We start from the raw sequence: 18,960 nt of genomic DNA on the forward strand, positions 1-18,960 counted from the left end.
TGGGGGAATGAGGAGGGTGCGCGGCCTGAGATCAGGCGGCGGCACGCGCCTCCTCGGGGAAGGTGATGGTGACCATATGCTCGGTCGAGGCATGGCCGTCGAAATGGTCTTCTTCGTGGAAGTGCGCCTCATCGGTCAGCTCGCCGCCCATCGAACGTGCGAAGGAGCGGAAGAGCGCCCAGCTCGCTTCGTTGCTTTCGGTGATGGTCGTCTTCAACTTGGTGCAGTCTTCGGCGACGTCGCGCTGGATGAGGTGGCGCAGCATGCGCTTACCAAGGCCAAGACCGCGTGCGTCGGGGGAAACAGCCACTTGCCACACGAAGAACGTGTCCGGCTCGGACGGGGCGATGTAGCCCGAAATCCAGCCGACGACTTCGCCTTCGCGCTCCACGAGGACACAGGTGTCCCCGAAGTGATCGCACTGCAGAAGGTTGCAATACATCGAATTTTCATCAAGCGGCTTGCAGCGGCGGATCAGCTTCCAGATTTCGCTGCCGTCTTCGGACTCCGGCTTACGGAAGACCAGTTTAGAACCCTTCTTGATCGACTCGACTTGCGGCACGGCTCTTTCCTCTCGTTTGCTTCGGTAGCCTAAGTAGTTCATGTGGTCGAAAATTTCAACCACCTAACTAATGGAACCCGGAAAAGTTCCGCTCATAGCCTTATATTCTTGCTTATAAGCCCTAAATACCATTAGCATGACAAAGCAAATGAGTAAAAACGAACACGATAAACTTAGCAAAGCCAAGCAATTGCAGAGCACGGAACTCTCTGCGATACTGGGTCGTCTTGATAAAAAAGGGGCCCGCCGCCTGATGGAGCGTGTCGATACGAGCCTGATCGCTTTGCGTAGAATCCTGCGCGCGACCGAAATGTTCGGCCGCGACCTAGCCAAGGCTGCCGGGCTGACGCCTGCGCAGTTCCGCGTGCTGCAGGTGATTTCCGAAAAAGGTTGGTCCACACCGAAGGCGATCGCACAGCGCATGGGCGTGAGTCAGGCGACGATGACAGCGCTGATCGACAAGCTCGAGCGCAAGGGCATGGTGACCCGTCAGCGCTCCGAGCGGGATCGCCGTCAGACCGACATCGTGATTACCGAACTGGGCGCGAGTGCGATCGACGAGGCCCCCGACGCGCTGCAACAGATCTTCGTGCGCCGCTTCGAGGCGCTGGAAGACTGGGAGCAGGCGCAGATCATCGCATCGCTCGAGCGTGTGGCCTCGATGCTCGACGCGCACGATATCGACGCGGCGCCGGTTCTGGACTGGGGCGACATCTCGGGCAAGCCGAACTGATCAGCCTTTGACCCAAGCCCCATCGGGGCCCCGCGTGAATTCGTCGGCCCCGATTGGCTCGAAGCTCATGTCGCGCGCGCCATAGAGCGTGATCGACAGAGCGTCGCGCCCCCCTTCAATCACATTGAACGTATTCGGCTCGCCGCGCAGCCGCGAGGACAGCCCCGTCCCCGCCTGCACGAACAGAATGCCAGGCACCGCCGAGAAGGGCGCCACCGATCCGCTGTGCAGATGCCCCGACAGCACGAGATCCGCGCCGCAGTCCGACATGCCCTCCAGCGCATCCCCTGCCCCATCCATGAGCGCCTTGTCGACTTCGGGCCCATGTTCGAGCGGATGGTGCATCACCGCGATTCGCAGCCGCTCGCCCGCCTCGCCGAACTCGCGACACAGCCGGGAGATCGTGCGCTCGGGCATCTTGCCGCGCTGCCAGGCGAAGCGGTTCACGGTATTCACGCCGACCGCCTTCAGGCGATCGGTCTCGAAAACTGGCTCCAGATTATGATTGATATCGGATTTGTAGCGCCCGAAGGGTTTGAGCATCCGCAGGAAGAGATTGTCGAGCGGTGTGTCATGGTTCCCAGGCACCGAAAGGGTTTCGCTTTCGATCTGCTCCACGAACAGCCGCGCCTGCGCGAACTGGCCGCGCCGGGCGCGCTGCGTGAAGTCCCCGGATATCACCGTCAGGTCCGGCGCGAGCCGGTTCACCGCCGTCAGCAGCGGCGCCTCAAGCTCGGGCAGGCTGCGCCCGAAATGCAGATCGGAAAGGTGAACGATACTGGTCATGCGGTCGTGTCTTGGGTCTCGGTGTCCGTGTCCTTGGCTGGCAGCACGATCCAGAGCGGCGCGTCGGACATCTTGAAGCGGAAAGGGCTTTCTTCGCGGCACTTCTCACCGTCGAAGGCCAGCAACCCGCGCCCGCGGGCGGTTTCGATCTCGAAGGTTTTCGCACGGATCAATTCGTAATCCTCGCCCTGTTTGGTTTTGCGGCGCACCAGCCGCGACGACAGGCGGAAGAGGTCGCGACGGCTCTGTGCCTTCGCGACCAGCACGGCGAAGGCGTCGTCGCTGATGACCGTCGCCCCGTCGAGCCCGAAGAAATCGAGCTGATAGGCCGAGCGCGCGATGAAGACGAGCGCGGTGCGGCGGTTCCTGGTCTCCCCGTCCGCCGTGATCTTCAGGCGCATCGGGCGCTGGAAGCGCAGGAAAGTCTTGAAGACCGACCAATGCGCAACGATCCGGCGACGGCCCCAGCGGGCGTAAATGTCTTCGCGTGCCTTGAGGATCGACGGATAGATACCGAGCGACGCGTTGTTCAGAAAAACTCGCCCGTTCACCTCGCCGACGCGGATCGGATGGGCGCTGCCCTCGCGGATCGCGCGCGCCGCCTCCTCCGCATCCTCGGAGAGGCGCAGCCCGCGCGCGAAGAAGTTGAACGTGCCGAGCGGCAGCACGGCCATCGGCACCTCCTGCCCCACCAGCGCGCCCGCGACGGCCATTGCAGTGCCGTCCCCACCGGCGGCGACGATCATCTCCGCGCCATCGTCGAGCGCCTTGCGGACGGTCGCCACAATGTCGCTTTCCGGCGACCAGCGATAAAGGGACGCACCGTCACCAAGCGCATCCATCGCGCGGCGGATCGCCTCTTCATCTTTAGCGTTGCCACCCGAAGAGGGGTTCGCGATCAGCGCGACCGCCTGCCGGCGTAATGCGACGCTTGGCTCCGGCGGGGTGCCATTCGTCAATTTTTCATCGCCCTTTTCGTCATTCAACCCGGACTGGAGCGCGGATTTCGCGTCTCGATCCACGAGGCCTTCAGGCCCCGTATCATTCTCCGGTTTGACGGAATCCTTTGGCTCGGCAGTCATGATGTCACCTCTTCGTCGCGGCTGTAACGCCGCAGGGAGGTGGAAAGGTCCGTGAAAAGGTTGCGCCTCGGGACTTGGTTATTTACGACATAGAGTGTCGGAATTTGGCAAGTCTTGCGACCGTTATCGCGTGAGCGTGACTGTGCGAAGATTCCAACCTGGGGAAAAACCGGGACTTAACGCGACCGATATCACGGCGGCAGCCCGCGCGGATCGCTTCAATCAAAGCTGCCACAACAGGAGAACTGTATGAACAAGAAAGCGCTTGCTGCGTTACTGACGGCACTGCCGCTGGCGACCTTCTCGGCGCCCGCCTTCGCCGCCGATGGCGAATGTGGCTCCGTTACCGAGGCCGAAATGAACTGGGCTTCGGCCGGGGTCGCTGCTTGGGTCGACAAGATCATTCTCGAAAACGGCTACGGCTGTGACGTGACGCTGGTGACCGGCGACACGATGCCCACCTTCACCTCGATGAACGAGAAGGGCGAGCCCGACATCGCACCCGAGCTTTGGGTGAACGCGGTGAAGGTCGCGCTCGACAAGGCCGTCAGCGAAGATCGCCTCGTGATCGCTGCCGAAATCCTCAAGGATGGCGGCGAAGAAGGCTGGTGGATCCCGAAATACGTCGCCGACGAGCACCCCGAGATCAAGACGGTCGACGATGCGCTGGCGCATCCCGATCTGTTCCCCGATCCGGAAGAACCCTCGATCGGTGGCGTCTACAACTGCCCGTCGGGATGGAACTGCCAGATCTCGACCGCGAACCGCTTCAAGGCTCACAAGGCCGAGGAGAAGGGCTTCAAGCTGGTCGACACCGGTTCGGCTGCGGGCCTCGACGGCTCGATCGCCAATGCCTACGAGTCCAAGAAGGGCTGGCTGGGCTACTACTGGGCCCCGACCGCGATCCTCGGCAAATACCCGATGGTCAAGCTCGACGCGGGCGTCGAGGGCGACAAGGAAGCCTGGGACAAGTGCAACTCGCAGGCCGATTGCGTCGATCCCAAGCCCAACGCCTACCCGACTTCGGACGTGTACACGGTCGTGACCAAGGAGTTCGCCGAGAACAACGCGGTGGCGATGGACTACCTTGGCAAGCGTGAATGGTCGAACAAGACCGTGGGCGAATTCCTCGCATGGCAGGCCGACAACCAAGGCACCAACGAGGACACCGCTTACTACTTCCTCGAGAACTATCCGGACGTCTGGAAGGCTTGGCTTTCTGACGATGTGATCAAGAAGGTCGAGGACGCGCTCTGAGCGGGCGATCCGAGATTTTGGCGCGCGTGAGGGGAGCCTCGCGCGCGTTTTCTTTTAACCGGCGCAAATAATCGACCGGAGGACATAACAAGATGGCATCTTCATGCTGGGGCTTGCCGGAACTGATGTGTGAGTTCCCTTCCCTTCCCAACTCCACCCTGCGCCACATGCGCATGGGCATCGACGACGGGTTTCGCGGCATCGTCCGCGCCTATTCCGATCAAATCGACGCGGCCACCCGGCCGCTTCAATGGTTTCTCAACACTCTCGAACACGCCTTCGTGGACACGCCGTGGTTCATCATCTTCGCGCTGATCCTCGTCGTGGTGTGGTTCGCCTCGCGCAATCCGAAGATCGTGCTCGGCTCGTCCATGGGCCTTGCCTTCATCGGCATCTTCGGACTGTGGGAAGACACGATGACCACCCTCGCGATGGTCACCGTGGCGACGCTGATCGCGATCATCCTCGGCCTGCCGATCGGCATCCTGATGGCGCGCTCGGACCGGATGCAGAAAATCCTGACGCCGGTGCTCGACGTCATGCAGACCATGCCATCCTTCGTCTACCTGATCCCGGTCGTCGTGATCTTCGGTATCGGCAAGGTGCCCGGCGTGATCGCCGTGGTGATCTACGCGATTCCGCCGATGATCCGCCTGACCAATCTGGGCATCCGCCTCGTGGACAAGGAAGTCATCGAAGCCGCGGACGCCTTCGGCGCCAACCCCCGTCAGAAGCTCTGGGGCGTGCAGCTCCCGCTGTCGCTGCCCACGATCATGGCGGGCGTCAACCAGACCATCATGATGGCGCTGGCGATGGTCGTCGTGGCCTCGATGGTCGGCGTTGGTGGCCTCGGTAAAAACGTGCTGCAGGCGATTAACAACCAGTTCTTCACCATCGGCTTCCTGAACGGCTTTGCACTCGTTGCGATCGCGATCATCTTCGACCGCGCGAGCCAGGCGTTCGGCAAGCGGCTGCAGAAACATTCGGAGGCTGGCCATGACTGATGCCACGACCAACACCGATACCGGCAACCGCTCGGGCATCGAGATCCGCAATCTCTACAAGATCTTCGGGGCGCGCCCCAAGGATTACGTGGAGAAGGTGCAGGCCGGCATGGGCAAGGAAGAGCTCAACGACAAGCACAAGCACGTTCTGGGCCTGCAAGACATCAATCTTACCCTGCCGCCGGGCAAGATCTCGGTGATCATGGGCCTGTCGGGCTCGGGCAAGTCGACGCTCATCCGCCACATCAACGGGCTGATCATGCCCACGGCCGGGGAGATCCTCTATAACGGCCGCGACGTGGTGAAGATGAACGAAGAGGAGCTGCGGGAATTCCGTCGCCATGAGACGGCGATGGTGTTCCAGAAGTTCGCGCTTCTGCCGCACCGGACCGTGCTGGAAAACACCTGCTACGGGCTGGATATCCAAGGGGTCGACCGGTCGAAATCGGAACCGATCGCGAAGAAATGGATCGAGCGCGTCGGGCTCGCGGGCTACGAGGATAACTATCCGAACCAGCTCTCGGGCGGGATGCAGCAGCGGGTGGGCCTTGCCCGCGCGCTGGCCAACGACGCGGACATCCTGCTGATGGACGAGGCCTTCTCGGCACTCGATCCGCTGATCCGGATGGATATGCAGAAGGTGCTTCTGGACCTGCAGGCCGAGCTGAAGAAGACGATCGTCTTCATCACCCACGACCTCGACGAGGCGCTGCGCCTTGGCGACAAGATCGCCATCCTGCGGGACGGGGCGCTCAATCAGGTCGGCACGGGGCAGGAAATCGTGCTGCGCCCGGCGAACGAGTACATCGCCGAGTTCGTGCGCGAGGTGAACCGTGGCCGGGTCATCCGCGCCGAAACCATCGCGCTGCCGCTGCCCGAGGGCGAGTTGCCGAAGATGAAGGTGAAAGCCAGCTCGGTGCTCGAAAAGATCGCGCGCCGGATGGCCGATGCCGAGGTGCGCACGGCGACGGTTGTCGACGCAGCCAACAAGCCGATCGGCATGGTCGACATGACGACGATCCTGACCGCCATGGTGACGCCCGCAAGCGTCGAAGAAGGCGATGACGAGGTCGAGGAAGACAGCGCCGCCTGAAGACTACGGGGTCGCCGCGTCAGCGTGGCGGCCCTGCCGGGCCAGTGCCGTCAGAGCCAGCTGGGTCCACGACGCGACAATCGCGTCATATTGGCGCTGGTGTGGTTTCCGATCTGCGTGATCGACGCCGAAATCGCCCGATCCGCCGTTTGCCCCCGTAGAAGCGCGAATGCGGCAGCCTCCGCCGCAGCTACGACCGCCACGGGCTTTTCCTGCACCATCTGGAGCGATTCGAGCGGGGAGACATCCCAGAGCCCCATCATTCCCGCGACGCGCATCGAAATCACCGCTTGGGCCTCAAAGCCGATCCGCGCGGCCTCGAAGCCGATACGCATAAAAGACAGGGGATCCATATAAACTCCTAAAACCAGACATCGCTGCAAAGCGACGTCAGGTCGTCAGGATCGCAGGTACAGGTTGAGATAATGCACTCTTCTTCACCGTCGAGCACAGAAAAATCAGATTTTCGCGAGGTGAGCATTCGTGAAGCCCTGTAATTGCTCTGACGCACAGACTTTCCGCCTTGCCTTCACGGCACTGTGACCCATCCTTTTAACGTCACTCGCGTATTGACATGACAAGGACGTGAACCAAATGGTTCAGAAATCGCGCGCAGCTCGGCCGGCGGGGTCGTATTTGCGTGCAAACAGGGATTTTGACGGGACAGCCAAATGATCAAACGCCTCCTCATCGCCCTCGTCGCGCTCATCCTCGTGGTGGGTGGCGTCGTCGGCTACAATCTTTTCCGCTCGAAGATGATCGCGCAGTTCTTCGCAAACATGACGCAGCCCCCCGTGGCGGTTTCGGTCAGCGAAGTGAAGCCGATCACCTGGCAGCCGGGCCTCGAGGCGATCGGCACCGCCGCCGCCGTGCGCGGCACCGAACTGGCCGTCGAAATGGGCGGCACCGTGCAGGAGATCCATTTCAAGGCGAATGACAAGGTCGAGAAGGGCCAGGTCCTCATGCAGATCGACGACAGCTCCGAGCGCGCCGATCTGGCCTCGGCCAAGGCCGCGCAGGATCTGGCGGAGACCAATCTCAAGCGCGCACGCCAGCTTGCCGACCGGGGCGTGTCCGCCACGTCCAATCTCGATCAGGCTGAAGCCAGCGCGCAGGAAGCGCGCGCAAGCGTCGCGAAGCTGCAGGCCGTGCTCGAGAAGAAGCGCCTGACCGCGCCCTTCGCAGGCATCATCGGCATCCCGCAGGTGGAGGTCGGTCAGTATGTCGGCACCGGCACCACCTATGCGACGCTGCAGGATCGCGACCACATGCGCGTCGATTTCACCCTGTCCGAACAGCAGGCGCGTCACGCCGAAGCGGGCCAGACCGTCAAGGTGAAGACCGAGGACGGCTCGGTCGATCTGGAAGGCAAGATCACCGGCATCGAGCCCAAGATCGACCCGAATTCGCGGCTCGTGACCCTGCGCGCCGAGGTGCCCAATGGCGAAGGAAAGCTGACGCCCGGCCAGTTCGTCCATGTCACGGTCGTGCTGCCCTCCGAGGACAACGTGATCGCGCTGCCGCAAACGGTGGTGAGCTCCAACCTCTACGGCGACTCGGTCTTCGTGGTGCGCAAGCAAACGCCCGAAGGCGCGGACCAGCCGCAACTGGTGGCCAAGCAGGTCTTCATCACGCTCGGACGCCGCTCGGGCACGCTCGTCGAAGTGACGAAGGGGCTGAAGGCGGGCGACATGGTCGTCAACGCGGGCCAGAACAAGCTGAACTCCGGCGCGACGGTGAGCATCGACAACGCGATTTCGCCCGATCCCGACGCGCCTTCCACCGAAGAGGTGATGAAAGCCTTCGGCATGGAGGGCAACGCGCAGGCAAACTCCGACGCGACGTCGGACGCTTCCGCGGATAGCGCTTCGGACGCCGCCTCTGACGGGGCATCGGACACGACATCAGACGGCGCGAAGGCGCAGTAAGGCCAAGCCCATGAACATCTCCGAGATCTTCATCCGCCGCCCCGTCCTGTCGATGGTGCTGGGCGCGTTCATGCTCCTGCTGGGCGCACAGGCGTATTTCAACCTGCCCGTCCGCCAATATCCGGAAGTCGAGGAAACGGTGGTCACGATCACCACCGCCTATCCCGGCGCCTCGCCCGAACTGATTCAGGGCTTCATCACCTCGCCGCTGGCCGCCGCCGTGGCGACTACTGAGAACGTCGATTACGTCACCACCCAGTCGCGGCCCTCGGCCTCGGTCATTTCGGTCCACATGAAGCTCGGGTCGAACTCCGACGCGGCGATGACCGAGGTGCTCTCGAAGGTGCAGCAGGTCAAAGGCCAGCTGCCCTCGGCGGCGAAGGATCCGGTGATCCAGAAGGGCACCGGCCAGACCTTCGCGCTGATGTATCTCGCGGCGCTCAACCCCAACATGACACCCGAGCAGCTGACCGAATATCTGCGCCGGGTGATCCGTCCGCGCATGTCCACGATTCCGGGCGTGGCCCAGACCCAGATCATCGGCGCTTCCGATTACGCGATGCGGGTCTGGATCGATCCGGACAAGCTCGCCGCGCGCGGCGTCACGGCATCGGAAGTCGTGGGTGCGATTCAGGCGTCGAACTTCCTCTCGGCCCCGGGCAAGACGAAGAACGAGTACGTCGCCCAGTCGATCACGCTGCAATCCACGCTGCAAACGCCCGAAGCCTTCGGCAAGCTGCCGATCTCGGGCAAGGGCGATGACGTGGTGCGGCTGCGCGATGTCGCGAAGATCGAACTCGCCAAGGCCTCCGAGAACGAGATCGTCACTTTCGAGGGCAAGGAGGGCACGTTCCTCGGCGTCTACCCGACGCCCGCCGCCAACCCGCTCGATACGGCGGCGGCAGTGCGCAAGGCGCTGCCCGACATCAACGCCTCGCTCCCCGAAGGGATGAAAATCCAGCTGGTCTACGACTCGACCGAGACGATCTCGGCCTCGATCCACGAGGTATTCAAGACCATCGGCGAAGCGGTCGCGATCGTGACCGTGGTGATCTTGCTGTTCCTCGGCTCGCTGCGCTCCGTCGCGATGCCCATCGTGACCATTCCGCTCTCGCTGATCGGGGTGCTCGCGGTGCTCTTGGCGCTGGGATACTCGATCAACCTTCTCACATTGCTGGCAATGGTGCTGGCGATCGGGCTCGTGGTCGATGACGCGATCGTGGTGGTGGAGAATATCCACCGACATATTGAAGAGGGAATGAAACCGATCCCGGCGGCCGTGCAGGGCATGAAAGAGATCACCGGGCCGGTCATCGCGATGACGATCACGCTGGCCGCGGTGCTCGCGCCTCTGGGCTTCACCGGCGGGCTGACGGGGCAGTTGTTCCGGGAATTCGCCTTCGCGCTGGCGGGGTCGGTGATCCTGTCGGGGATCATCGCACTGACGATCACGCCGATGATGTCGGGCCGCCTGCTGAGACATGGCGAGTCCAAGGGCTTCCAGGCCTTCGTCGACCGCAATTTCGACCGGCTCTCGGGTTGGTACGGGCGGCGCGTCGATGGCTCGCTCGATCTGCGGGGGATCACCCTTCTCATCGTCGCCTCGCTCGTGGGCGTGACCGGGTTCATGCTGATGAACACCAATTCCGAGCTTGCCCCGGATGAGGATAACGGTGCGCTCTTCGCGATCCTGAACGGGCCGCGCTACGCGACCAGCGAGTACACCCAGAAATATATCGACCAGGTCGGGCGCGACACGGCCGATATTCCCGAAGTGCGCACCGATTTCTCGATCGCGGGCTTCGGCGGGGACAGCTCTCAGGGCATCTATATCTGGGCGCTAAAAGACTGGGCGGACCGCACCCGTAGCCAGAAGGAAATCCAGCAGGAAATTCAGGGCGATCTCGGCAAATCGACCGGGTTGAAAGGCTTTGCCTTCGCCCCGCCGTCGCTGCCGGGCACCGGGGGCGGCCTGCCGATCTCGGTGGTGATCCAGTCGATCCACTCCGCGAAACGCGTCGCCGAGGTGGCCGAGGAGATCAAGAACAAGGCGCAGGCTTCGGGCAAGTTCATCGTCGTGCAGAACTCGCTCAACTTCGACAGCCCTCAGGTCAATGTCACGATCGACCGCGACCGGGCGGCGGCGTTGAACGTGCCGGTCTCCGATATCGGCTCGACCTTGGGCTTGCTGGTGGGCGAGGCGTCGGTGGCGCAGTTCGACCGCGACTCCAACAGCTACGACATCATCCCGCAGGTGCCGCAGGAGTTCCGCGCGAATCCCGAAGAGCTGGGCCGTTACTTCGTGCGCTCGTCCTCGGGGGCGATGATCCCGCTGTCGTCGCTCGTGAAGATCGACACCGGGGTGAACGCGTCTTCGATCGAACAGTTCGACCAGCTGAACGCGGCCACGATCACGGCACTGCCGCTGCCCGGTGGCTCCACCGGCGAGGGCGTGCAGACCATCGTCGACATCGCCAAGCAGGTGATGCCCGAAGGCTTCTACGTGAACTATTCGGGCCAGTCGCGGATCGAGACGCAGCAGGGCAACACCATCCTGATCGCCTTCGCGGCGGCGGTGCTGGTGATCTACCTCGTGCTCGCCGCCCAGTTCGAGAGCTTCCGCGACCCCTTCATCATCATGATGACGGTGCCGCTGACGATCTTCGGGGCCGTGCTGCCGCTGAACCTTGGGTTGGGCACGCTCAACATCTATTCCGAGGTGGGGCTGATCACGCTGGTCGGTCTGATCACGAAACACGGTATCCTGATGGTCGAGTTCGCCAATCAGCAGCGCGAGCAATCGGGCCTCACCCGCAGGCAGGCCATCGTGAAGGCCGCGCAGACCCGTCTGCGTCCGATCCTGATGACCACCGCCGCAATGGCGCTGGCCGTGGTGCCGCTGATCCTCGCGCAAGGCGCGGGCGCAGAGGCGCGCAAGGCGATGGGCCTCGTGATCTTCTCGGGGATCCTGATCGGGACGATGTTCACGCTGTTCGTGGTGCCGATGTTCTACACGTTCATCGCGCCCTCGGATAAATCCTTCAAGGAAGCGGAAGCGAAACGTCTGGCCGCAGGCTGACGCATGAAAACAAGGCTGGGGGCTTCGCGCCCCCAGACCCCCGCGGGATATTTGGGCCAAGGCGAAGTGTCAGAGCTTCGCCTTGGCCCAAAATCATTCCGGGGGTGAGATTTCGTGGATAGGAGCGGCAGCCCCTGCCCCGCTCAGAGATGGGCGAGGTAACTCGTCACGGCAGGGCGCACGCTGGATTGGCCGGCATTGCGCGCCTGCTGGATCACCTGCCGCAGCTCGCCCAGATCGGCGCGGCGGATCAGGTGTTTGACCGGGCCGATCGAGGCGGGCCGCATCGAGAGCGTACGGATGCCGAGCGCCGCGAAGGTCAGCGACTCGATCGGGCGGCCCGCATCCTCGCCGCAGAAGCTGAGTTGGGTGTCCGAGACCGCACAGCGCGCGATGATCCGTTCTAGGAAGTTCAGGAACGACCCGTCGAGCGTATCGTAGCGGCGGCGCACGCGTTCGTTCTCGCGGTCGGCGGCGAAGAAGAACTGCTTCAGGTCGTTGCCGCCGATGGAGATGAAATCGCAATCGCGGTAGAAGCTGTCGGGCGCGAAGCCGAGGCTCGGGGTTTCCAGCATCGCGCCGATGCGCAGCTCTTCGGGCACGGGGCGGCCCATCTGCGCCTCGCGGTCGCGGACCCGCAGCAGCGTGTCGCGCGCGGCGTAGAATTCCTCTGGCAGCGCGATGAAAGGGAACATGATCGAGGTCGGGCGGCCGTCGGCTGCGCGCAGCAGCGCCTGCAGCTGCATCCGCAGGATCCCCGGCTTGTCGAGCCCCACCCTCAGCGCGCGCCAGCCCATCGCGGGGTTCGGCTCGTCCTGCGGCTTCATGTAGGGCACGACCTTGTCGGAGCCGATATCGAGCGTCCGGAAATTCACCCGCTTGCCGTCGGCGGCATCCATCACCCGCTTGTAGAGCTGCACGAGTTCGTTGCGGCGCGGCACCTTGGTGCGGGTCAGGAATTGCAGCTCGGTGCGGAACAGGCCCACCCCGTCAGCGCCGGAGCCCTTCAGTGAAGGCAAGTCCGCCATCAGCCCCGCATTCATCATCAGCGAGACGGTCTGGCCCGATTTGTCTATCGCGGGCTGATCGCGCAACGAGGCGTAGCGTTTCTGGGCCTCCGCCTGCATCGCGATCTTGTCGCGGAAAGCATGGGCCACGCTTTCCTCGGGCCGCAGATGCACCACGCCCTGATCGCCGTCGACGAGGATCGGATCGCCGTTCAGCGCCTCGGCGGTGATCCGGCCCGCGTGGATCACCAGCGGGATCGAAAGCGCGCGGGTGACGATCGCAGCATGCGAGCCGACGGAGCCTTCCTCCAGCACCACGCCCTTGAGCTTGCGGTCGTAATCGAGCAGTTCCGCCGGGCCGATATTGCGCGCCACCAGCACCGGGTTCTCCGGCATCTCGGCGCCGGTATCGCTGCCCTGCCCCGTCAGCTGCCGCAGCAGGCGGTTCGACAGGTCGTCGAGGTCGTTGAGACGTTCGCGCAGGTAGGGGTCGGGCGCCTTGCGCATCCGGTCGCGCGCGGCGTTCTGTTCCTTCTCGACTGCGGCTTCGGCGGAAAGGCCGGCGGCGATGTCTTCGAGCATCCGCCGCTTCCAGCCCTTCGAGGCCGCGAGCATCTTGAAGGTCTCGAGCACCTGCCGCTGATCCTTGTCGATCAGGGTCGGGCTGGCCAGCATCTCGTCGATCTTGCCGCGCAGTTCGGTGATCGCCTCTTCGAGGCGCGCAGCCTCGGCCTCGGGATCTTCGGCGACCGGGTTCGTCACGACGACGCGCGGCTCGTGCAGCCAGACGCGCCCCTCGGCGGCACCCTCCTGACCCGTCGCACCGCGGAACATGACCGGGAAGCGATGCGTCGCGCCGATCTCGGAATTCTCGCCACCGGTGAAAGCACCGAGTTCGGTCATTTCGGCCAGCACCATCGCGACGACCTCGAGCCCGTAAAGTTCATCATCCGAGAAGCTGCGCTCGTCCTTCGACTGCACGACCAGAACGCCCAGCTTCTCGCCCACGCGCTGGATCGGCACGCCGACGAAGCTGGAATAGATCTCTTCGCCCGTCTCCGGCATGTAGCGGAAGCCCGGCTCGGAAGGCGCATCGGCGGAGTTGATCGGCCGGCCCGACCGCGCCACGCGGCCCACGAGCCCCTCGCCCAGCCGCATCCGCGTGTGGTGGACAGCCTCTGCCTTCAGGCCTTCGGTTGCGCAAAGCTCGAGCGTTTCGGGATCGCGGAACAGGTAGATCGAGCACACTTCGGTACCCATCGAATCCGCAATGATCTGCGTGATGTGATTGAGCCGGTCCTGCCCGTCGCCCTCCGTGGCCAGCGTATCGCGCAGGCGTCGCAACAGCGTGCGACTATCACTTTCGCTCAGTTCCACCATCCGCGCAGGTTGCCCCTGTTGCTGCGGCCCTTCGGGTTACTCAGGCCTTGTCGAGTTCGAAGGCATCATGCAGGGCCTGAACCGCCAGTTCCAGATATTTGCGGTCGACCAGCACCGAAATCTTGATTTCCGACGTAGCGATAACCTTGATGTTGACGTTTTCAGCGGCCAGCGCCTTGAACATCTTCGCCGCGACCCCCGCGTGGGAGCGCATACCGATGCCCACGACGGAAATCTTTGCCACGTCTTCGTCGGCGACCAGCTCGTCGAATTTGATCAGCCCGGCGTCGCGGGCGTCCTCCATCGCCTTGCGGGCGCGGGCGACCTGATTGACCGGGCAGGAGAAGGTCATGTCGGTGACCTTGACCTCATGCTCGGCCTGACGCTCGGAGATGTTCTGGACGATCATGTCGACGTTCACCCCCGCATCCGCGAGCGGCCCGAAGATCGCGCTGGCGATGCCGGGGCGGTCTTCGACCGTCACGAGGGTCATTTTCGCTTCGTCGCGGGAAAAGGCGACGCCGGAGACAACTTTCGATTCCATGATTTTATCCTCGTCGCAGACCAGAGTGCCCGAATTCTCCGTGGTTTCCTCGAAGGAGCTTAGCACGCGCAGCGGCACCTTGTAGCGCATCGCGAGCTCGACCGAGCGGGTTTGCAGAACCTTCGCCCCGAGGCTCGCGAGTTCCAGCATCTCCTCGAAGGCGATGCGGTCGAGCTTGCGCGCCTTGGAGGAGACGCGCGGGTCGGTGGTATAGATGCCGTCGACATCGGTGTAGATGTCGCAACGCTCCGCGCCGAACGCGGCGGCGAAGGCCACGGCGGTCGTGTCGGAGCCGCCCCGGCCGAGCGTGGTGATCCGGTTCTCCGGCGAAAGCCCCTGGAAGCCTGCGATCACCGCGACCTTGAAGCCCTCGGAGAATTTCTGGTCGAGATTTTCGCGCGGGATCGACACGAAGCGCGCCGCGCCATGCGCCGAGGTCGTGTTGATTGGCACCTGCCAGCCCTGCCAGCTGCGCGCGGAGACACCCATCTCCTGCAGGCGCAGCGACATCAGACCGGCTGTGATATTCTCGCCCGAGGCGACCACGGCGTCATATTCGCGCGCGTCATAGAGCGGCGAGGTCGTCTCGACCCAGTTGACGAGTTCATTGGTCTTGCCCGACATCGCCGAGACAATCACGATGACATCGTAACCGCGTTCGACTTCGCGCTTCACCTTTTCGGCGGCGTTGGCGATCCGGTCGAGATCGGCGACGGAAGTGCCGCCGAATTTCATCACCAGAATGGGCATGGAAATCCCCCTTGGGCAGAGTCGGGCCTCTGCTAGCTCAAGCCGTTGGGCCGCGCAAGAGATTTGGCGTTTCGAGGGTCTCAGATCGGCGCTGGGGCGCTGCCCCTCTTCGCTCGCGCGAATTCACCCCGGGATATTTGGAAAGAGCGAAAAGGGTCAGTTCGTCTTGCGAGTCGACAGGAAGGGCAGCGGCAGAACCGGCAGCCCGTCCTCCAGCATCTTGCGCGCCTCTTCGGGTTTCGCCTCGCCGTGGATCGCGCGTTTCTTGGCGGTGCCTTCGTGCATGGCGCGCGCTTCGGTGGCGAAGTTCATGCCGACGTAATCGGAATTCTTCTCGATCTCGCGACGCATCGCGGCGAGGGCCTGTTCGGCCTCGGATTGCGGCTGCGAAAGGGGGCGTTCGGCGGCGGGCTCGCCCGTCTTGCGCGTCTGTGCGACAGGCGGCGCCATCAGCGATTTCTCGACCTTTTTCGAACCGCAGATCGCACATTCCAACTGGCCTGCGGATTTGAGCGCCTCGAACCCGGAGGCCGAGGGGAACCAACTGTCGAAGCGGTGCTCATTCTCGCATTGCAGCGTATAACGGATCATGTCTGCATCTCCCGGATGCATATGGAAATAAGCGTTTTAGGCCGCAATGCAAGCGCGTCGCCGTCGCTCAGAGCCGTGCGAGGAGCGCCTTTGCAAGGCTTTCGACATCGGCAGGCGGACCGAGAGCCCCCCGTGCGGCGCTAGCCATTTCGGCCTGCGCGTCGGCGTCAATCGTGGTGAAAGCGGTCGCAAGATCGGCTTCGGTTTTGCAAAGCCGCGCTCCGCCTGCCGCATCGAGCGCGGCATAGGCCTCGGCGAAATTCGCGACATCGGGACCGTGCAGCAAAGCGCAGCCGAAGCCCGCGGGCTCATAGGGGGTATGGCCGCCCTTTTCGACCAGCGAACCGCCGACGAAACACAGCCCTGCACTCGCATACCAGCGGCCCATCTCGCCCAGCGTATCGGCCAGATAGACCTCCGCCGTCGGAGGCTCGTCCTTCGAGCGGGAGGTATGGCGCAGCCCGGCCTTGGCGATCAGCGCCGCGATTTCGGGCGCACGGCGCGGATGGCGCGGAGCGAGGATCAGGCGCAGGCCGGCGCGGCGCGCGCGCGCCTTCGCGAAGGCGGCAAGGATCGGCGCGTCTTCCCCCTCATGGGTCGAGGCGGCCAACACCGTATCGCTGCGCGGCCAGTCGAGCGGCGTGCCGGGCGCGACGGTGATCGCCGTCTTGAGATTGGCGGGCGGCAAAAGTCGGTCGCGCGGCAGACCAAGGTCGAGGAACCGCGCCTCGGATCCCGCATCCTGCGCCGAGAGTGCGGTGATCTGGGCGATCATCGGCTGCGCCATCCCGATTTTCGCCCAGCGCGCCGCAGAGCGGGCCGACATCCGCGCCCCGATCACGAAGATCGATCGCTTCGCATCGGCCATCAGCGCCATGCGGTTCGGCCAAAGCTCATTCTCGATCACGACGAGCGCGCGGGGATCGTGTCGCGACAGAAACCGCCGCAGCACGGCGCGATGATCGAGCGGGGCCATGCGGATCGCGATGCGCGGATCGGCCCAGCCCTGTCCCAGCTCGCGCGCCGTCACCGTGTTCACCGTCACCAATAGCTGCGACGCGGGATCTGCGGCCAGCAGCGCATCGATCAAAGGTTTGGCGGAGGTCAGCTCTCCGTTCGAAGCCGCATGCAGCCACAGACGGTGCGACGCGGCCTCCCCGCCGCCCAATCGCTCCGTCAAAGCGGTCCGGCTTTCCCGCCCGCGCAGAACGCGCCAGAGCAGAGCCGCCAGAACAGGCAGGCTCGCGATACTGACGAGAAGGCGGTAAAGGACCATGAAAGGCTCCGGCGAGATTTGCGCCATAGAACGGATCACCCCCCTCACAGGCAAGCCCCTCCTTGCGTTTTCGCAAAGCGACTTTGCGCGAATGAACGGGTCATGGCCTTGTTTCCCGGACGGCAGCTTGCGAAAGTCTTGCCCGGAGGCGCAGTTCGGGAGGGGCTCATGGAGCAATACGATTACATCGTGGTCGGCGGTGGCAGCGCAGGCTGCGTTCTGGCGAACCGTCTGTCGGAAGATCCGAAAAACAAGGTGCTGCTGCTGGAAGCAGGCGGGCGCGACAATTACCACTGGGTGCATATCCCGGTGGGCTACCTGTATTGCATCGGCAATCCGCGCACCGATTGGGGCTACAAGTCGAAAGCCGATGCCGGGCTGAACGGGCGCGAGCTGCTCTATCCGCGCGGGCGTATCCTCGGCGGCTGCTCCTCGATCAACGGCATGATCTACATGCGCGGTCAGGCGCGCGATTACGATATGTGGGCGCAGTCGGGCAATCCCGGCTGGAGCTGGGACGACGTGCTGCCGCTGTTCAAGAAGCAGGAAGATTTCTATCGCGGCGAGAGCGACCTGCATGGCGCGGGTGGCGAATTGCGGGTGGAAGAAGCCCGCGTGCGCTGGGAGATGCTCGACACCTTCCTAGAGGCTGCCGAAGAGGCAGGCTTCCCGCGCACCGACGATTTCAACACCGGCACCAACGAGGGCGGCGGTTATTTCCACGTCACGCAGAAAGCCGGCTGGCGCTGGAGCGCGGTGAAAGCCTTCCTAAGACCCGCCATGAAACGCCCCAACCTGCGGATCGAGACCAATGCGCAGGTCGAGAAGCTCCTGATCGAGGAGGGCCGCGTCGTCGGCATCCGCTACAATCAGAACGGCCAGAGCCATGACGTGAAGGCGGGCGAAACCGTCCTCTCCGCCGGTTCGGTCGGCTCGGTGCAGATCCTCGAGCTGTCAGGGATCGGGCGCGGTGACGTGCTGTCCGAGCATGGCATCACCCCGGTGGCCGAGGTCGATGGCGTGGGCGAGAACCTGCAGGATCACCTGCAACTGCGCCTCGTCTACAAGGTCTCGGGCGTAAAGAGCCTCAACACCATGTCCTCGACCCTTTGGGGCAAGGCGAAGATCGGGATGGAATATGCGCTGTTCCGCTCGGGGCCGATGTCAATGTCGCCCTCGCAGGTGGGCATCTTCACGCGCAGCTTCCCCGAGAAGGAGACGCCCGATCTGGAATATCACGTCCAGCCGGTCAGCCTCGACAAGTTCGGCGATGCGGTCCACCCCTTCCCCGGCATGACGGCGAGCGTGTGCAACCTGCGCCCCGAAAGCCGCGGCCATGTGCATATCACCTCGCCCGATTTCCGCGCCCATCCGGAGATCGCGCCGAATTACCTCTCGACCGAGGGCGATCGCCGCGTCGCCGCCGAAGCGATCCGGCAAGTGCGTCGCGTGGCGTCGCAGCCGGCGTTCTCGAAATACAAACCCGAGGAATACAAGCCCGGCCCGGACTATCAGACCGAGGCGGATCTCGTGAAAGCGGCGGGCGATATCGGCACCACGATCTTCCACCCCGTCGGCACCTGCCGGATGGGCTCGGATGACGGCGCGGTGGTGGACTCGCGGCTGCGGTTGAAAGCGCTGAAAGGGCTGCGCATCGCGGATGCCTCGGTGATGCCGACGATCACCTCGGGCAACACCAACGCGCCGACGATGATGATCGCCGAGAAGGCGGCGCAGATGATCCTCGAGGACGCGAAGGGCTGAGGGTTCGGAGGGGGCGCTGCCCCCGCTCCTTCGGAGCCCCCCGGGATATTTTCGCCAAGAGGAAGAGGGGCGTTCTTCCTCTTGGTCTAAATATCCCCGCCGGAGGCATCCGACCGCGACCAAA

15 protein-coding genes are annotated in these 18,960 nt (G+C 63.7%); 7 read left to right on the forward strand and 8 right to left on the reverse strand.

The annotated features are described in order from the left end of the window. Positions 1 to 31: 31 nt before the first annotated feature. Entirely contained in the window at positions 32 to 562 is a 531-nt protein-coding gene (ectA, locus tag BMI91_RS06105; RefSeq protein WP_232621702.1) for a diaminobutyrate acetyltransferase, read from the reverse strand. Between the two features lie 253 nt (positions 563 to 815). Here ectA and BMI91_RS06110 point away from each other — a divergent pair, with 253 nt between their 5' ends. Further along, on the forward strand, positions 816 to 1,295 hold the full coding sequence (locus BMI91_RS06110; protein WP_078522117.1) for a MarR family winged helix-turn-helix transcriptional regulator: 480 nt from the start codon (positions 816 to 818) through the stop codon (positions 1,293 to 1,295). Here the strand turns inward: BMI91_RS06110 and BMI91_RS06115 are convergent, their stop codons facing one another. Then, positions 1,296 to 2,081: a metallophosphoesterase family protein gene (locus BMI91_RS06115; RefSeq protein ID WP_078604291.1), complete on the reverse strand. Its 786-nt coding sequence runs from the start codon at positions 2,079 to 2,081 to the stop codon at positions 1,296 to 1,298. Beyond that, positions 2,078 to 3,163: a diacylglycerol/lipid kinase family protein gene (locus BMI91_RS06120; protein WP_078604292.1), complete on the reverse strand. Its 1,086-nt coding sequence runs from the start codon at positions 3,161 to 3,163 to the stop codon at positions 2,078 to 2,080. The genes BMI91_RS06115 and BMI91_RS06120 overlap by 4 nt, the downstream gene beginning before the upstream one ends. A gap of 249 nt (positions 3,164 to 3,412) precedes the next feature. Between BMI91_RS06120 and BMI91_RS06125 the strand changes: the two genes are divergently transcribed. The 3 genes from BMI91_RS06125 (at position 3,413) to BMI91_RS06135 (ending at position 6,517) form a co-directional block, all read left to right on the forward strand. After that, positions 3,413 to 4,420 carry an ABC transporter substrate-binding protein gene (locus BMI91_RS06125; protein WP_078602056.1) on the forward strand — a complete coding sequence of 336 codons (1,008 nt, stop codon included), beginning with the start codon at positions 3,413 to 3,415 and terminating at the stop codon, positions 4,418 to 4,420. Positions 4,421 to 4,512: 92 nt separating this feature from the next. Then, positions 4,513 to 5,424 (forward strand): ABC transporter permease, encoded by a 912-nt coding sequence (locus BMI91_RS06130; RefSeq protein ID WP_078571404.1) that lies wholly within the window; start codon positions 4,513 to 4,515, stop codon positions 5,422 to 5,424. Further along, entirely contained in the window at positions 5,417 to 6,517 is a 1,101-nt protein-coding gene (locus BMI91_RS06135) for a quaternary amine ABC transporter ATP-binding protein (protein ID WP_078602058.1), read from the forward strand. The genes BMI91_RS06130 and BMI91_RS06135 overlap by 8 nt, the downstream gene beginning before the upstream one ends. Positions 6,518 to 6,567: 50 nt before the next feature. Here BMI91_RS06135 and BMI91_RS06140 read toward each other — a convergent pair whose 3' ends face one another. Further along, positions 6,568 to 6,870, reverse strand: a complete 303-nt coding sequence (locus BMI91_RS06140; RefSeq protein ID WP_078545282.1) for a hypothetical protein — start codon at positions 6,868 to 6,870, stop codon at positions 6,568 to 6,570. A 318-nt stretch (positions 6,871 to 7,188) separates the two neighbouring features. On the opposite strand from BMI91_RS06140, the gene BMI91_RS06145 reads away from it, so the two are divergent. Further along, entirely contained in the window at positions 7,189 to 8,445 is a 1,257-nt protein-coding gene (locus BMI91_RS06145; protein ID WP_078602059.1) for an efflux RND transporter periplasmic adaptor subunit, read from the forward strand. Between the two features lie 10 nt (positions 8,446 to 8,455). Continuing rightward, a complete protein-coding gene (locus BMI91_RS06150) occupies positions 8,456 to 11,524 on the forward strand; it encodes an efflux RND transporter permease subunit (protein ID WP_078604293.1) in 3,069 nt (1,022 codons plus the stop codon). A gap of 143 nt (positions 11,525 to 11,667) precedes the next feature. Here the strand turns inward: BMI91_RS06150 and ptsP are convergent, their stop codons facing one another. From ptsP to BMI91_RS06170, 4 genes are all read right to left on the reverse strand, one after another. Further along, positions 11,668 to 13,911, reverse strand: coding sequence for a phosphoenolpyruvate--protein phosphotransferase (gene ptsP / locus BMI91_RS06155; RefSeq protein ID WP_078604294.1), 2,244 nt, complete (start codon positions 13,909 to 13,911; stop codon positions 11,668 to 11,670). Positions 13,912 to 13,951: 40 nt separating this feature from the next. Then, positions 13,952 to 15,205 (reverse strand): aspartate kinase, encoded by a 1,254-nt coding sequence (locus BMI91_RS06160; protein WP_078521836.1) that lies wholly within the window; start codon positions 15,203 to 15,205, stop codon positions 13,952 to 13,954. Positions 15,206 to 15,361: 156 nt separating this feature from the next. Beyond that, positions 15,362 to 15,796, reverse strand: a complete 435-nt coding sequence (locus BMI91_RS06165; RefSeq protein WP_078545274.1) for a DUF1178 family protein — start codon at positions 15,794 to 15,796, stop codon at positions 15,362 to 15,364. A gap of 67 nt (positions 15,797 to 15,863) precedes the next feature. Further along, entirely contained in the window at positions 15,864 to 17,072 is a 1,209-nt protein-coding gene (locus BMI91_RS06170) for a 3-deoxy-D-manno-octulosonic acid transferase (RefSeq protein ID WP_078604480.1), read from the reverse strand. 168 nt (positions 17,073 to 17,240) lie between these two features. Between BMI91_RS06170 and BMI91_RS06175 the strand changes: the two genes are divergently transcribed. Next, on the forward strand, positions 17,241 to 18,836 hold the full coding sequence (locus BMI91_RS06175; RefSeq protein WP_078604295.1) for a GMC family oxidoreductase: 1,596 nt from the start codon (positions 17,241 to 17,243) through the stop codon (positions 18,834 to 18,836). The last annotated feature ends 124 nt before the right edge of the window (positions 18,837 to 18,960 follow it).

This window comes from Thioclava sediminum (assembly GCF_002020355.1).
GTDB lineage: Bacteria > Pseudomonadota > Alphaproteobacteria > Rhodobacterales > Rhodobacteraceae > Thioclava > Thioclava sediminum.